The organism is Pseudomonas sp. SDO5532_S415 (assembly GCF_054071155.1).
This window is the reverse complement of sequence record NZ_JBSVWS010000025.1, coordinates 1-14,622: the sequence shown is the minus strand read 5'-3', so window position 1 is coordinate 14,622 and position 14,622 is coordinate 1. Positions and strand designations below refer to the sequence as shown.

16 protein-coding genes and 1 pseudogene are annotated in these 14,622 nt (G+C 60.1%); 7 read left to right on the top strand and 10 right to left on the bottom strand.

Annotation, left to right across the window (positions count from 1 at the left end; all coding sequences use genetic code 11):
* Positions 1–98 precede the first annotated feature (98 nt).
* The 3 genes from ACW9HW_RS09340 to ACW9HW_RS09330 all read right to left on the bottom strand — a co-directional run bounded on the left by ACW9HW_RS09340 (position 99) and on the right by ACW9HW_RS09330 (position 3,012).
* Complete coding sequence (locus ACW9HW_RS09340; protein WP_095196207.1) at positions 99–230, bottom strand: YHYH domain-containing protein; 132 nt, start codon at positions 228–230, stop codon at positions 99–101.
* A 635-nt stretch (positions 231–865) separates the two neighbouring features.
* Positions 866–1,846 carry an AEC family transporter gene (locus ACW9HW_RS09335; RefSeq protein ID WP_256590313.1) on the bottom strand — a complete coding sequence of 327 codons (981 nt, stop codon included), beginning with the start codon at positions 1,844–1,846 and terminating at the stop codon, positions 866–868.
* 59 nt (positions 1,847–1,905) lie between these two features.
* The gene (locus ACW9HW_RS09330) at positions 1,906–3,012 is read right to left on the bottom strand and encodes a mandelate racemase/muconate lactonizing enzyme family protein (RefSeq protein ID WP_457399578.1); all 1,107 of its coding nucleotides are present in this window, start codon (positions 3,010–3,012) and stop codon (positions 1,906–1,908) included.
* Between the two features lie 262 nt (positions 3,013–3,274).
* Here ACW9HW_RS09330 and ACW9HW_RS09325 point away from each other — a divergent pair, with 262 nt between their 5' ends.
* On the top strand, positions 3,275–4,009 hold the full coding sequence (locus tag ACW9HW_RS09325; protein WP_095196057.1) for a FadR/GntR family transcriptional regulator: 735 nt from the start codon (positions 3,275–3,277) through the stop codon (positions 4,007–4,009).
* A gap of 70 nt (positions 4,010–4,079) precedes the next feature.
* Here the strand turns inward: ACW9HW_RS09325 and ACW9HW_RS09320 are convergent, their stop codons facing one another.
* Positions 4,080–4,481 (bottom strand): DUF488 domain-containing protein, encoded by a 402-nt coding sequence (locus ACW9HW_RS09320; RefSeq protein WP_095196056.1) that lies wholly within the window; start codon positions 4,479–4,481, stop codon positions 4,080–4,082.
* Between the two features lie 6 nt (positions 4,482–4,487).
* Positions 4,488–5,300: an AraC family transcriptional regulator gene (locus ACW9HW_RS09315; protein ID WP_095196055.1), complete on the bottom strand. Its 813-nt coding sequence runs from the start codon at positions 5,298–5,300 to the stop codon at positions 4,488–4,490.
* 134 nt (positions 5,301–5,434) lie between these two features.
* Between ACW9HW_RS09315 and ACW9HW_RS09310 the strand changes: the two genes are divergently transcribed.
* The 3 genes and pseudogenes from ACW9HW_RS09310 to ACW9HW_RS09300 form a co-directional block, all read left to right on the top strand.
* Positions 5,435–5,953 (top strand): carboxymuconolactone decarboxylase family protein, encoded by a 519-nt coding sequence (locus tag ACW9HW_RS09310; protein WP_095196054.1) that lies wholly within the window; start codon positions 5,435–5,437, stop codon positions 5,951–5,953.
* 145 nt (positions 5,954–6,098) lie between these two features.
* The gene (gene grxC, locus ACW9HW_RS09305; RefSeq protein ID WP_457399576.1) at positions 6,099–6,350 is read left to right on the top strand and encodes a glutaredoxin 3; all 252 of its coding nucleotides are present in this window, start codon (positions 6,099–6,101) and stop codon (positions 6,348–6,350) included.
* A 149-nt stretch (positions 6,351–6,499) separates the two neighbouring features.
* Positions 6,500–6,595 (top strand): annotated as a pseudogene (locus ACW9HW_RS09300) (glutaredoxin); the annotation flags it as partial.
* Between the two features lie 179 nt (positions 6,596–6,774).
* Here ACW9HW_RS09300 and ACW9HW_RS09295 read toward each other — a convergent pair.
* Together ACW9HW_RS09295 and ACW9HW_RS09290 are read right to left on the bottom strand one after the other, a co-directional pair.
* Positions 6,775–7,863 (bottom strand): polyamine ABC transporter substrate-binding protein, encoded by a 1,089-nt coding sequence (locus ACW9HW_RS09295; protein WP_457399573.1) that lies wholly within the window; start codon positions 7,861–7,863, stop codon positions 6,775–6,777.
* A gap of 52 nt (positions 7,864–7,915) precedes the next feature.
* Positions 7,916–9,217: an NAD(P)/FAD-dependent oxidoreductase gene (locus ACW9HW_RS09290; RefSeq protein ID WP_457399571.1), complete on the bottom strand. Its 1,302-nt coding sequence runs from the start codon at positions 9,215–9,217 to the stop codon at positions 7,916–7,918.
* A gap of 151 nt (positions 9,218–9,368) precedes the next feature.
* Between ACW9HW_RS09290 and ACW9HW_RS09285 the strand changes: the two genes are divergently transcribed.
* Positions 9,369–10,238 (top strand): LysR family transcriptional regulator, encoded by an 870-nt coding sequence (locus tag ACW9HW_RS09285; protein ID WP_457399568.1) that lies wholly within the window; start codon positions 9,369–9,371, stop codon positions 10,236–10,238.
* A 163-nt stretch (positions 10,239–10,401) separates the two neighbouring features.
* On the opposite strand, the gene ACW9HW_RS09280 is transcribed toward ACW9HW_RS09285, so the two are convergent.
* From ACW9HW_RS09280 to ACW9HW_RS09270, 3 genes are read right to left on the bottom strand one after another with little or no spacing between them, the layout of a single operon-like run.
* Positions 10,402–11,910 (bottom strand): tripartite tricarboxylate transporter permease, encoded by a 1,509-nt coding sequence (locus ACW9HW_RS09280; RefSeq protein WP_457399566.1) that lies wholly within the window; start codon positions 11,908–11,910, stop codon positions 10,402–10,404.
* Between the two features lie 24 nt (positions 11,911–11,934).
* Positions 11,935–12,417 carry a tripartite tricarboxylate transporter TctB family protein gene (locus tag ACW9HW_RS09275; protein ID WP_095196048.1) on the bottom strand — a complete coding sequence of 161 codons (483 nt, stop codon included), beginning with the start codon at positions 12,415–12,417 and terminating at the stop codon, positions 11,935–11,937.
* A complete protein-coding gene (locus ACW9HW_RS09270) occupies positions 12,414–13,385 on the bottom strand; it encodes a Bug family tripartite tricarboxylate transporter substrate binding protein (protein WP_457399564.1) in 972 nt (323 codons plus the stop codon). The genes ACW9HW_RS09275 and ACW9HW_RS09270 overlap by 4 nt, the downstream gene beginning before the upstream one ends.
* 281 nt (positions 13,386–13,666) lie before the next feature.
* Here ACW9HW_RS09270 and ACW9HW_RS09265 point away from each other — a divergent pair, with 281 nt between their 5' ends.
* On the top strand, positions 13,667–14,017 hold the full coding sequence (locus tag ACW9HW_RS09265; RefSeq protein WP_095196046.1) for a DUF6152 family protein: 351 nt from the start codon (positions 13,667–13,669) through the stop codon (positions 14,015–14,017).
* The gene (locus ACW9HW_RS09260; protein ID WP_095196045.1) at positions 14,017–14,505 is read left to right on the top strand and encodes a DUF6644 family protein; all 489 of its coding nucleotides are present in this window, start codon (positions 14,017–14,019) and stop codon (positions 14,503–14,505) included. Before ACW9HW_RS09265 ends, ACW9HW_RS09260 begins: the two co-directional genes overlap by 1 nt.
* The last annotated feature ends 117 nt before the right edge of the window (positions 14,506–14,622 follow it).

The following is a 14,622-nucleotide window of genomic DNA, read 5'->3' as shown; positions in this document are numbered from 1 at the left end:
TAAAGTCTGAAACGCATGAAAAAGCCTTTTCCTTAACTGGCCTCCACACATGTGAGAAAGCCCGCTTGCGGCTCAGCCGCAAGCTGTGCTCTTGCTGTTTAGTGGCAGTGGTAGTCGTTCGTTTTATGGTTACGATGGCAACCTTTTGAATCAGTACCGCCACTGTGCGCGAAGACAGTAACGGACGTAATCGAAAGTAAAACGGCGATCAAAATGGCGGACAGTTTCATCAGGGTTTGCTCCATGCTCATGTTTTTTTATCCGTGAGATATCTCACGCTTCGCAGCGTATGGCTAATTGCCTTCATTGGGCAAGCGACTTCCTAACTGTCTACCCAACATTAGATGAACGGCTGAGCGCCTACTTCTTGAGCAGAAAAAGCAGAAAAAGGCGGACAAGGGATCTCGGTCACTCACCGGTTTTGCGCACACCGTAAATCTACTGTGGGAGCGAGCCTGCTCGCGAAAAATGCCCGGACAACGCGATCGTTCGGAAAGCACGCGTTATCGTTGACCTCCATCGCGGCGATGCGGCGACCCGACAAGCCCGCTCCCACAGGGGAAGGCGAACAGCAGACAGGTCGAGTGTCAACTCGCCTCGCTTGCTTTTGATCTGCCCGCCCCTCCACCCCTGAGCCTGTCCGTCAACCTGTGACGACCTCCATCGGCGCCTCTACCAACGTTGATCCGCGCCGGGGTGAAGCCTTTTGGTTCCTTTTTGACGTTTGAAAAAGGGACTCGCCGTAAGGGCGAAACCATAAGTCGCCGTTACCGCAGTAATGGATATGTACACCATCAAAAACTATGTCGCCTGACAGAAAGCCTTCGCGAGCAGGCTCGCTCCCACAGTTTTTTTCGGTGGATGTTCAGGCGGCCAGCCCACCATCAATCAGGTAGATCGCAGCAGAGAACGTCACGATTGAAAGCACGGTACTGACCAGAATGGAGGTGGCGGCTTCACTCTGGTAGGCGCCGGTCTGGTTCGCAAACATCGCCGGAATCGTCGCCGATGGCAGCGCGCAAAGCAGGATCATCTGTTGTGCGTAAAGGCCATGGGTGCCCAGCAGAACAGTGGCTGCGAACATCAATACCGGGTGAATCAACAGCTTGAGCCCAAGGTTGCCCCACACCTCGCCGGACATTTTCAGTTTCTCTGATGACATGATCAATCCCAGGCACAGCAGCGAAACGCCAGGTGTCGCCTTGCCCAGAAGATTGAATGATTCGGCAGCCAGAGGGGGCAGTTTGACCTGCAGCAGGGAGAGGATAATGCCCAGGGCCGGTGCCCACATCAGTGGGCGGCGTACCGCCCCCGACAGGCTCGACACAAAGGCCTGGGTGCCACTGCCCTTTCCATCGGCGAGGGTGAGCAACATGGTGGTCAGCGGGATCATCACCAGGCTCGCGACGAGGTTCAGCACGAGCACCGAATAGATGCTGCCCGATCCGAACATGGCGCCGAGGATAGGGATGCCCATGAAGGCAGCGTCCGGATAACCGTTGACGAAGCCCTTGAGCGTTGCAACCTTGAGATCGCGTGTGGTGAACCAGCCGATCGCCAGCGCTATCGTGTACATGCCCATGATGCCGATGAACGTGGCCACGATGAACTTGAAGTCGAAAAGCTGTTCACGAGGCGTGCTGGCCATCCCGACAAAAAGCAGCGCCGGGAATATCCACCCGAGTACCAGCCGGCTGATCAGCAGGCTGTCCGACTGGGTGAGCCGCCCGCGCTTGCCGGCGATGTACCCAAGGGCGATCACAAACGCCACGGGCAGAATGGGCCCTACAATTCTGTCTAACATGTCCTCAATCCTCGTATTTATTTTTATCAAGAATGTCGCCATGGCTGATCGAGGCCGGCGCAACGGCTGTTGCGCCGGCCTCGATCAAACGGCGTTTGTGGTCAGGGCTTGAAGCGATAGTCGCGAATGACGTCCGGGTCCGGCTCGATGCCGAGTCCCGGCCCTTGCGGCACGTCGATGCGTCCGTTACGCGGAATGATGGCGTCGCCGTAGAGTTGCGCTTCGAGATCGAAATAACGCCATTCCACCAGTGACTTCGCACCGCCAAGGGCGGCACTGCCATGCACGGCGGCCAGCAGGCCGGGGCCGTCGTAAAAGGCGTGGACCATCACGGTGACGCCATGGGCATTCGCCAGTGCGTAGACTTTTTGCAGTTCGGTGATGCCGCCCATTTTCGCCGGGCTGGGCTGAATGAAATCGACCGCGCCGGCTTCAAGCAGATGCTGGAAGTCCATCAGCGTTGAAGCATTCTCGCCGGCCGCCACCGGAATGCCGCCTTGCTTGCGCACCGTCGCCAGGCCCGCATAGTTTTCCGGCGGCCACACCGGCTCTTCGATCCAGCGCAGGTTCAGGGGGCGAAGCTTGTCGGTCATATCCAGCGCTTCGCGCACTGACCACGGGGCGTTGACGTCGAGGGTGATTTCCACCCCAGGACCGGCGGCTTCACACGCCGCGCGGATGACCTCGACATCAACCTCGTGCAGCTTGAGGTGGCGGAAGCCGCTGTTGACCGCGCGCTGCACATTGATGCGGATGAGTTCGGGGTCGGCATAGCGGATCAGGCTGGCATACGCCGCCAGCGACGTGGCCTCGCTGCCGCCAAGCAGTTGGTAGATCGGTTTGCCGGCCGACTTGCCGGCGATGTCCCACAGCGCAATATCAATCGCCGACAGGCCATAGATGAATGCGCCGCTGCGACCGAAGACGTGGAATTTCTTCTGCAGGTCGCCCTGCAACTTCTCGCGCCGCGTCACATCACTGCCGATCAATTCAGGCGCGAGGATCGTGTCGATGACGATTTTCACTGCCGGGATCGCGGTGAAGCCGAAGGTTTCGCCCCAGCCGACGATACCGTCATCCGTGGTGATCTTGACCACCAGGGAATCGACCATCTGCAGGTCTTTCGGCCCCCAGACCCCGCCCGCCGACTTGCCTCCGGTGGTGAAGGGAATCCGAAGCGGAATGGTTTCAATGCTGGCAATTTTCATAGGACTTCGCCTCAAGCAGGTTGCAAAGATGTCGCGGCGATTTCGGGTTTCGCCAACGCCAGGTTGAGGACAACGTACATGACGTCCTGTTGTCCTTCAACTGAACAACTAGCTCTCTCCTACAGACTTTCGTCTACTTATCTGACAACCAATTGATTTAATTGATTTTATTTATTTAACAGATTTCGTAATTTCAGTTTTAACTGACGGGAACAAGTCTCCTGATGTAGATTAAGAAGACAAGTGAGAGGGATGAACGAACATGAGTGAAATGACTGTGCAACCCGTGGAGCGGCGACCTCATCTGGCCGAGCACATCGCCAAATCCTTGAGCGACGAGATCGCTTCTGGACGTTTGCGGCCCGGAGACCGCTTGCCGACCGAACAGTTTCTCTCGCAAAACTTCGGCGTCAGCAGGAACGTTGTACGCGAGGGCATCGCGACGCTTCGAGCACAGGGATTGATACAGTCGCGCCAGGGCGTGGGCGTATTCGTCTCGGCCGCTCCCCCCTCTGCGGAGCCGTTGGCACCGCGCGAGAGCGCGCCCTTGCTGGACGGCGACAATACGATTCGCAACATGTTCGAAGTGCGGGCCGTACTGGAAAGCCAGGCTGCCGCCCTGGCGGCGTCGCACATGACGCCCCGCACGCTGAAAACGATCCAGGCAGCGGTCCTTCGCATGCAATACGAAGGCGAACCGACCCTGGACACGGTCAACGCGGACCTCGACTTCCATCGAGCGGTGGCCGCAGCGTCAGGCAATGACTATCTCGAAACGATGATTCGCACGGTGCTAGAGCCGATGCGCGCCCTGATCACGATGAACTTTGCACGCCGAGGCCCGGTGTTCAGCAATATCCCCCATGCCGCACGCGGCGAGCATGAAGAGCTCGTGCAGGCACTCACCGACCGGAATGCGGCGGCGGCGCGTCAGATCATGGGACAGCACATCGTCAGCGCGGCTTCACGGTTCGGCTATGAGATCAAGTTCTACTGACCTCAGCTGTCTTGTTGTTCTACAAGTAAAGAACAAGTGAGGTTCTGCGCGGTATGCGCCGCCTTCCTTGCTACTGCGCAAACTCGTCCCGATAACACACCGGCGAGCTGGCGCCCTGGAAGCGATCAAGCTCATCTTCCAGCCATTGGGCGAGCACGACGCCAGGGTTTTGCAGTGGATCATCCGCCGTGAACACCAGCGTCAAACGCTCTGATTGCCCGTACTGCAAAAGCGTCCACCAATGCGTCGGCTGGGCGGCCAGTTCCCGGCGATAGGCGGCAGTGAATCCGGCAAAATCCAGCTGCCCGGACATGAACGCCTGGTGTACATCCGCCGAGGGCGCGACGTCGGGGAGCCAGGCATCGAACGGCATAGGCTCCTTGGGGCAATCTTGCGGCCATAGACGGTCCACCAGAATCCGCCGCCCGTCTTCGGGCGCGGCAGGGTCGCAGGTGCGTTTGCACTGAATCATGATTACTCACCCCCTCCACTCTCGCGGACTGACCCCGGTTTTACGGCGAAAGGCCCGGGCCAATGCCGACGGGCTTTCGTAGCCGACTTCTTCGGCAATCAACGCAATCGGCTTGCCTTCGCGCAAACGCTTTTGAGCCAGGCTGATGCGCCAGCTCACCAGGTAATCCACCGGTGCCTGGCCGACGACGCGCTTGAAGTGCTCGGCGAAGCTGGCCCGGGACATGTTGGCCAGCACCGACAGCTCAGCCACGCTCCAGGCCTTGCCCGGCGCTTCGTGCATCTGGCTCAAGGGCCGCGCCAGACGCGGGTCAGCCAACCCGGCCATCATGCCCGGCTGCTGATTGCGCGTGCTGAGGATGTAGCGCAGCAACTGAATCACCAGCAGTTCGAACAAGCGATCCATCATCGCTTCACGGCCACAGTTGCCTTCAAACGCTTCGGCGAACAACCATTGCAGGGTAGCGGCCAGGGTCGGAATTTCATCGAGCTTGAGCACCAGGTACTCGGGCAATGCCGCCGCCAGGGCATTGCCCGAGCCGCCATCGAAGTTCAGCGACGCGCACACTAACTGCGTGCCGCAAGCTTCGGTGGCGAACAAGCGATGACGGTAGGGTCGCGGGAAAAAGATCAGTGTCGGTTCGCTAAGGCGCAGTTCGCGCTCATCGGCCAGTTTCAGCACGACCTCGCCGGCCTGCAGCAAATGCACATGACCGCATGCCTGGCTGCCGTCGAAGGCCGTCGTGCCGCAAAACGTCCCGCTGTGAAAGGTGCCGGCGTTGACGCCGAAATGCGCAAGCAAGGTGGACAAGCGATCCATGGGCGGGCTCCCGAAAGCAGTTCTGGACGATCTGTCGCATATCGTCGACGATTCGCATCCAATAAACCAGCACGAATCACTAGCATGGACTCCGTACCCAGCGCCTGTCGCGCTTCACATCACGGAGATTCACCATGACCCGCATTGCCCCTGTCAGCCTTGAACACACCACCGACGCCACCCGCCCCTTGCTGGAAGGCGTGCAGAAGAAAATCGGTTTCCTGCCCAACGTATTCCGGGTGCTGGCCCACGCCCCCGCAGTGCTGGCCTCGTACCTGCAAAACTCGGCGGCCCTGGGTAAGACCTCACTGAGCGCCACGGAGAAAGAGGCGATCTCCCTCGCCACCTCGCAGGTCAACGGCTGCGATTACTGCCTGGCGGCGCACACAGTGTTTGCCGGCAAGGCCGGGCTGTCCAGCCAGGAAATCCGCAGCGCCCGTGAAGGCCGGCTCGACGCCTATGCCCTGCTCGCCCGGCAGATCACTGAAAGCCGCGGCCACCTGAGCAGCGAACAGATTGCCGTCGCCCGCGCCGCCGGAATCAACGACGCGAAGATCATCGAAGTGATTGCCCACGTAGCTTCGCAGACGCTGACCAACTACCTGAACAACGTCGCCCTGACCGATATCGACTTTCCGGCCACCGACGCCTGATTGCGGGCAAATTCCTGTAGGAGCGAGCTTGCTCGCGAGAAACGCAATGACGCCGCGTATATCCAGAATGCACGTGTCATCGTTGACGACCATCGCGAGCAAGCTCGCTCCTACAGTTACAACCAGTCCAATGTGGAGAAACACTATGAACACCGTAACCCTGTACACCACCGACACCTGCCCGTACTGCCGCAGCGCCAAATCCCTGCTGGCCAGCAAAGGCATCGCAATGCAAGAGATCAACATTCAACGCGAACCCGGCAAACTCGAAGAAATGCTCGAGCGCAGCGGACGACGCACCGTGCCGCAGATTTTCTTCGGCGACAGGCACATCGGCGGCTTCGACGACCTGGCCAAGCTGGATCGCCAGGGTGGGTTGATGTCGATGCTGGCCTGAACCGATTCTGAGGCACACCCAATCCCTGTGGGAGCGAGCCCGCTCGCGAAAGCGCCGGTAGACTCAATGCAAGTGGTGAGGCTGCAATCGCATTCGCGAGCAGGCTCGCTCCCACAGGGTTCCATGGTTCTATCAGGTATTGGTTTTGAGTGCCGCAGATCTTCTTTGGCAACACGCACATCGGCGGCTTCGACGACCCGGCGAAACTGGATCGCCAGGGTGGGCTGATGTCGATGCTGGCCTGAACCAAGTTCGCCTCCCCCCAATCTCCTACAGGGCTTTGTGTGGAGCACAAAATGGGTGATCGAACCCGAACATCTGTGGGAGCGAGCCTGTTCGCGAAAGCGTCGCATCTGTCCCATCAATGCAGTATGTGCCGCCGTCTTCGCGAGCAGGCTCGCTCCCACAGGGCTCCAGGGTTCTATCAGGTATTGGTCTTGAGCTTGGTCCACAACCGTGTGGTCAATCGCGCAATGGACGCCGGCAGGTCTTCCACGGTGAACAGCTTGTCCATCACCGTTTTCGGCGGATAGATTGCCAGGTCCTGTTTCACCGCAGGCACCACATAGGCATCCGCTGCGCTGTTGGGATTGGCGTAGTGGATGCTGTTGCTGATGTGGGCGATCACCTGAGGCTGCAGCAGGTAGTTCATGTAGCTGTAGCCGTTCTTCTCGTGGGGTGCGCTCTTGGGCATCACCACCATGTCGAACCACAGCGTCGAGCCTTCGTCGGGGATTGAATAGGCAATGTCGATCCCGTTCCCGGCTTCCTTGGCGCTGGCCGCTGCCTGCACGATGTCGCCGTTGAAACCGATCACTGCGCAGACGTTGCCGTTGGCCAGATCGCTGATGTACTTGGAGGCGTGGAAGTACTGCACGTAAGGTCGGATCTTCAGCAGCGCCTGTTCAGCTTTCTTGTAATCCGCCGGCGTGTGGCTATGGGGTGGCAGTCCCAGGTAGTTCAGGGTGATCGGCAGCACCTGGGTCGGGTTGTCGATGATTGCCACGCCGCATTCGCTGAGTTTCTTGATGTTGGCCTCGTCGAAAAACAGGCTCCAGGAACGGGTGACGTCGGTGTTGCCGAAGATCGCCTGGATCTTCTCGACGTTGTATCCGATGCCGGCGGTGCCCCACATGTAGGGGTAACCGTACTGGTTGCCGGGGTCGTTGACTTCGAGCTTTTTCAGCAGCGCCGGGTCGAGGTTTTTCCAGTCCGGCAACTGGCCCTTGTCGAGCTTCTGGATGGCGCCGGCCTTGATCAGGCGCGACAGAAAGTGGTTCGACGGACTGACCACGTCGTACCCGGTGTTGCCGGTCATCAACTTCGATTCCAACACTTCGTTGCTATCGTGGATGTCGTAAGTGGCCTTGATCCCGGCTTCCTTGGTGAAGGTGGTCAGAGTGTCGTCGGCGATGTAGCCGTTCCAGTTGGAAATGTTCACGGTTTCATCAGCGTAAGTGGTGGCGCAACAGGTCGAGAGCAGAGCCACCAGGGAAATTGTATTGACGCGCATGTTCGATCACCTTCGTGCAGAAGTGTTTTTGTTGGTGTTGAAAATGGGTGTTTCAGATTTCTGATTTGGCCCGGGCCGTTTCGATGCGCATGCGCAGCATGGCACCGATATCGAGCAGAGGCTTGGGCGGCAGCCAGCCGGGCCGGGCGCGCGCCATGACTGATTGCAGCAAGGGCGAGCCACCACCCGACGCCAGTTCCGCGAGCAACCGTCCCCACAGCGTGCCCCGCGCCACGCCGGAACCATTGCACCCGGCCACGGCGAAGACGCCCTCCTCGACCTTGGCGAAATACGCTTGCCCGGAACGCGATGCGCTGAGGTGACCGGTCCAGGTGTACTGGATGTCCTGTTCGCCCAACATCGGAAACCGGCGCTGCAAACCCAACACGTGATGCTGGCGGCGGGTTGCCAGCTCACTGAGGGACAAATCCTGCGCGCGGTATTCGGCGGTGTTGCGGATCATCACCCGTCGATCCGGAGTCAGGCGCACCGTGGCCCCCAGCGGCCGGGTCGACAGCACGCCCCAGGGCTGCGGTGCACCGATGGCTTGGAATTCTTCGTCGCTGAGCGGCCGGGTGAGGCTGGCACTGAGCTCCATCGCGAAGGTGCCGCTGTCGCTGATGCCCGAACGAGGAATGAAGGCGTTCAGGCAGACCAGCACCTGCTTGGCCTCGACGCAGCCATTGCGGCCGTTGGCTCGAACCCGACCGTTGCCCATGCGTTCCATACCGGTGATCTCGGTGTTCTCGAACAGCGTCACCCTCTGCGGCAGCGCATCGAGCAACCCCTTCACGTACTTCGCTGGCTGCAGCAGTGCGTTGCCATTGCCGCACCAGATTGCCGCCTGGTAGTGCCGGGTGCCCAGCTTCTGGTGCAGTTGCTCGCCCTGCAGAAAATGCGCGGACGCACCGACGGCACGCAGGGTCTGCAACTTGGCTTCGACATCGGTCAACTTGCGCGGATCGCTGACCGCAAAGAAGTAGCCCGACTCACGGAAATCGCACTCGATGCCATGCCGGGCAATGCGCTTGCGCACCTCATCGCTGGCGGCGCGGGAAATCGATGTGTCCACCTGGAAACCGGCGAACCCGGCATTGCCTTGCAGCTCGCAAGCGCCCGGGTGTTCATGGGCCACCACAAACCCGGAGTTACGCGCCGAGGCCCCTTGCGCGGCGCGTTGCCGGTCGACCACCACGATCCGCGCCTGGGGATGCATTTCGGCCAGTGAATGGGCAGCACACAACCCGGTGATGCCGGCGCCGATGACCAGCCAATCGGCCTGTTGCGTACCGCTCAAGGGATCGCGCAGCGGAGAATCCCCGGCCTGCGCAATCCAGCCACATCTGTTTTCCATGCATCACCTCGTTGACGTTCGTTCCGCAACTGTCAATTCGTATGCACTCATTGCATGAATGGTTTGAGATGACAGCGGCCATAGCTAGAATCTAAAGGGTCTTCATGGCCACAACCAACGTTATTAAATCATCCAGGTATTCTGAAAACGCATGGATAAAATTCGCCACATTCCCTCGCTCCAGGGCTTGCAGGCGCTGGTCGAAGTCGCCGATTCGGGCAGCTTCACCCAAGCGGCGCAAACGCTGTGCCTGACCCAAAGCGCGGTGAGCCGCAAGGTTCAGCAACTGGAAAGTCACTTTGGTGTGGCGATGTTCGTCCGCAGCAGCCGCAGCCTGAGGCTGACGCCCGAGGGCGAACAGGTGCTCGCCAGTGCGCGCATTATTTTCGAACAACTGAAAACCCTCGAAGACCGCATCGCCCCACAGAAACGCCCGTTCCGCATCCGCATGCATGTGTCGCTGGCGGTGCGTTGGTTGCTGCCCAAACTCAGCGACTTCTATCGCCATCACCCGGAGGTTTCCCTGGCCATCGAAACCGTGGCCACCGAGGTGGTGGAACCGGCCAGCGACAGCGATGCGTACATCCTCTACCTGCCCGAACCGTCCGCAGCGCCGGACTGCCTGACCTTGTTCGAAGAGGCGCTGGTGCCGGTGTGTGCGCCTGGTTTGGCATTGGCGTCGCAGGAGGACCTGGCAGACTTTGCGCTACTGCATCGTTCGAGCGATAAAAACGACTGGCGGTATTGGCTGGCGACCAACGATGGCAGATCACTGGATGAGTTTCGCCACATCCCCTTCAACCTCGACGAACTGGCACTGGATGCCGCGGCACGGGGATTGGGCGTGGCCATGACCGACATGACCCTGGCGGGAGAGTCGATTGAACGCGGTGTGTTGCACATTCCTTTCGGCGAGCCGTTGAAGACGCGGGGGATTTACTCGCTGTGCCTGCAGCCTTCGGCGGCGTCGCATCCGGCGTGCGGGTTGGTGATGCAGTGGTTTGCCGGACAGACAAGTTAAGTTACCCCCCCACAAGGGAGTTGTGCCGGGCACAAAAATCCCGCCCCCCCCAATCCACTGTGGGAGCGAGCCTGCTCGCGAAAGCGGTGCATCTGTCCCATCAATACTGAATCTGCTGCCGTCTTCGCGAGCAGGCTCGCTCCCACAGGGTCAGCGCACGGAGTCAGTCATCCTCATGCAACTTGATCCCCCGCGCATGCAGCAGGTGCGGCACTATCAGTACCAGCAACGTCAGGGCCAGGAAAAACGCCGAGATCGGCTGCGTGAGAAAAATCATCCAGTCGCCCTCGCTGATGGACAGGGCATTGCGCAATTGCTTCTCGGCCATCGGCCCCAGCAGCATGCCCACGATCACCGGCGCGACCGGAAAGTCGAAACGCCGCATCAACACGCCGGCCCAGCCAATCCCCAGCATCAACAGCAAGTCGAAAGAAGAATGGCGCATGCCATACACGCCGATGGTGGCGAATACCAGAATCCCGGCGTTCAGGTAGGGCCGGGGGATTTGTAGCAGCTTGACCCACAGCCCCACCAGCGGCAGGTTCAGCACCAGCAGGATGAGGTTGCCGATGTACAGCGAGGCGACCAACGCCCAGACCAGCTCGGCGGAGGTTTCGAACAGCAGCGGCCCCGGTTGCAGGTTGTAGTTCTGGAACGCCGCCAACAGAATCGCCGCCGTGGCGGACGTCGGTATGCCCAGGGTCAGCAGCGGCACCAACGACCCGGTCGCACTCGCATTGTTGGCCGCTTCCGGCCCGGCAACACCTTCGATGGCGCCTTCGCCTTTATTGGCGGAAAACTCTTTCGGAAATTTGCTGAGCTTGCGTTCGGTGGAATAGGACAGAAACGTCGGGATTTCCGCACCACCGGCCGGGATCGAACCGAACGGAAAGCCAATCAGCGTGCCGCGCAACCAGGCGGGAACCGAGCGCTTCCAGTCGGCGCGGGTCATCCACAACGAAGTCAGGCGATGCCGGCCTTCCGCTTGCTCCTGTTGATACAGCAGGCTGTAAAGCGCCTCCCCCACCGCAAACAAACCGACCGCCACCAGCACCACTTCGATGCCGTCCACCAGTTCGGGAACGCCCAGGGTGTAGCGAGCGATGCCCGACGTCGAGTCCAGACCGATCATGCCGATGGTCAGCCCGATTCCCAGTGATGCGAAACCCCGCAACATGGAAGCGCCGAGCACCGCCGATACCGTGGTGAAGGACAGCACCAGGATCGCGAAGTATTCCGCCGGCCCGAAGTTGAGCGCCAGCCGGGCGACGACCGGGGCGAACAGGGTCAGCAAAATCGTCGCAATGGTCCCGGCCACGAAAGAGCCAATGGCAGCCGTGGCCAACGCAGGTCCCGCCCGGCCATTGCGCGCCATGCGGTTGCCTTCCAGGGCCGTGACCATGGAAGAAGATTCGCCGGGCGTGTTGAGCAGAATCGAAGTAGTGGAACCGCCGAACTGCGCGCCGTAATAGATCCCGGCAAACATGATCAACGCCCCGGTCGGGTCGACCTTGGCGGTGATCGGCAGCAGCAATGCCACTGTCAGTGCCGGGCCGATACCCGGCAACACGCCAATCGCAGTGCCCAGCAGGCAACCGATGAACCCCCACATCAGATTGATCGGCGTCAGCGCCGCGCTAAACCCCATCAACAAACTTGAAAGAATGTCCACGCAGTCGATCTCCTTGGCGCTGGATCAAATCCAGGCATTGACCAGCGGCGGCAGGGAAACCCCCAGCCCGGCGTTGAACAACCAGTAGATCGGCAGGGTCAGGGCAATGCCGATGGCCAGGTCCCGCAGCGGATGACGACTGCCAAAGCCCCGCGCCGAACAGGCAAACAGCAAGGCCGCGGCCAGCACAAAGCCGATCAGGTTGATCAGCAACGCCACGCCCAGTAACCCGCCCGTCACCCAGGCCGCGCCGGTTTTACCGCCGGGAATCACACCGTTACGGCTATCCAGCTCGCGAAAACCGCCGGTGAGCGCCTGATAACTCAGCAACAACCCCACCACGGCGAGAAACCCGGCGACGAGGTAGGGATAGACGTAGGCCGGCAGAATCACGAAACCCATCTCGGGCGGAAAGCGGTAAGCCCCCACCGCCAGCACGGCGCTGAGGGCGATCAGTCCAAGGCCGATCGCCAATTGCGTCGGCACGATTGCGCGCGGCCCGGTCATTCTTTAAGCAGTCCGACCTGGACCAGCATCGCGCGCAACCGCACGTGCTCTTCATCGACGAATTTGCCGAACTCATCACCGGTCACAACGTTTGCCGTCCATGCGTTGGTCTGAATATTCTCTTGCCAGACTTTGCTTTTGCTGGCGGCCAGGACCGCATCAGTCACTTCCTTGCGCTGCTCGGGTGTGAGGTTGGCGGCGCCGTAGACCCCGCGCCAGTTGCCGATGATCACGTCGTAGCCGCTTTCCTTGAGAGTTGGGGCATCGATTCCGGGAACACGCTCGGGCGCACCGATGGCAAGGACGCGGATCTGCCCGTTCTTGATGTATTGACCCAGTTCGGCGTAGCCCCCGGTGAGCACCTTGATCTGCCCGCCCAGCGTCTGGGCCACAATTTCACCCCCGCCGCCGGTGGCGATGTAATTGACCTTGTTGACCGGAACATCCAGCTTGCCAGCCAGCTCGGCAATGCCGATGTGGTCGATCGACCCCTTGGAACCACCGCCCCAGGTGACACTGGTTGGTTTTGCCTTGAAGTCTTTGATCAGGTCGTCGAGGGTCTTGTAGGGCGAATCCTTGCGCACGGCAATCACGTTGTATTCAGTGAATAGCCGGGCAATCGGCGTCACGTCCTTCAGGGTGATTTGCGGTTTGTTCTGTTCGATGCCCGCGACCATGATCGCGCCGACCACCAGCAGCGCATTGGGATCGCCCTTGGTGCTGTTGGCGAACTGCGCCAGGCCCAGGGTTCCACCTGCACCCCCCTTGTTTTCAAAGGTGGTGGATTTGGCCGCGTTGGCTTCGATCAGGGCCTTGCCCAGCACCCGTGCGGTCTGGTCATAACCGCCACCCACGGAACCGGGAGCCATGAACTTGACGGTGTCCAGCGCAAGCGCGGGGGTGGTGAGTGCGACAGCGGTCATGCCGACTGCCAGGTAACGACTGAAGCGGCGCAACAATGCGGACATGGTGTATCTCCCTGGATTGTTTTTATAGGTGCCGTCAGCCCGTCGATCAGGGGGTCAGTCCTGTTCAAGGAACATTGGCCTGCGCATAAGCGTAGGACATGGTTGCGTTTATTGACGTTCTTTCAAACGAAGGCCCGCCGGCCCCCGCGAGGCCTGCGTCACAGATGGAAACATTCCTTTGGTCCGGGTGTGTCAGGCCACGAAATGCGCCGACTATCCTGAAAAACATCGACGAACACGCTGTCGGGCATCCATCTACGACTTGAACAGGAGAACGTGTCATGAACGTCATGCTCAAGGGCTTTGGCGCGACATTGCTGCTGGTTGCCACAGCGGCATTCGCCCATCACGGCTGGAGTGAGTACGACTCCAGCAATCCATTGAATCTGACCGGCACCATCGAAGCGTCCGGATACTCCCATCCCCACGGTTTCGTGAACCTGAAAACGGCGGACAAAACCTGGAACGTGGTACTCGCGCCCCCGTCGCGTATGGAAAACCGTGGTCTGTCCAAGGAGATGCTGGCGGTCGGCACCCAAGCGACCGTGGTCGGTTACGCCAACCGCAACAAACCTGATGAGATGCGCGCGGAACGCATCACGATCGGCGGCAAAACCACCGAGTTACGCTGATGCAAGCCTCGCAGAACTGGATGGACTGGTTGAACGACTCACCGCTGGGCGAAGCCATGCGCGGCGATCTGTGGCTATACCCGCTGGTTGAGGTGATGCACATCGTTGGCTTTACGATACTGGTCGGTGCGGTGGTGATGTTCGACCTGCGGGTGCTGGGGCTGTCGCGCAGCATTCAGGTCACCGCCCTGGCCCGCCATCTGCTGACCTGGGCCATCATGGCGCTGCTGTTGATCGTACCGGCCGGGCTGATGATGTTCACCGCCCACCCTCACGATTTCGCCTCCAATGACATTTTCATCCTCAAGCTGTGCCTGATCGCCACGGCGGGCCTCAATGCCTTGCTGTTCCATGTTGGCGTGTACCGTTCCGTCCCGGCGTGGGACACCGGTGCACCGGCGCCCGGGGTGGCCAAATTGCAGGCGCTGTTTTCGATTGTGATATGGGTCAGTGTGATTCTGTGTGGGCGGTTGTTGGCTTATACCTGAGGGAGCAGAAGGATCACGGGGCTGACAGCCGACCTGATTTTTTGCGGATATACCCAATCCCCTGTGGGAGCGAGCCTGCTCGCGAAGGCGGTCTCGCAGTTGCCATTGATAGCGGCT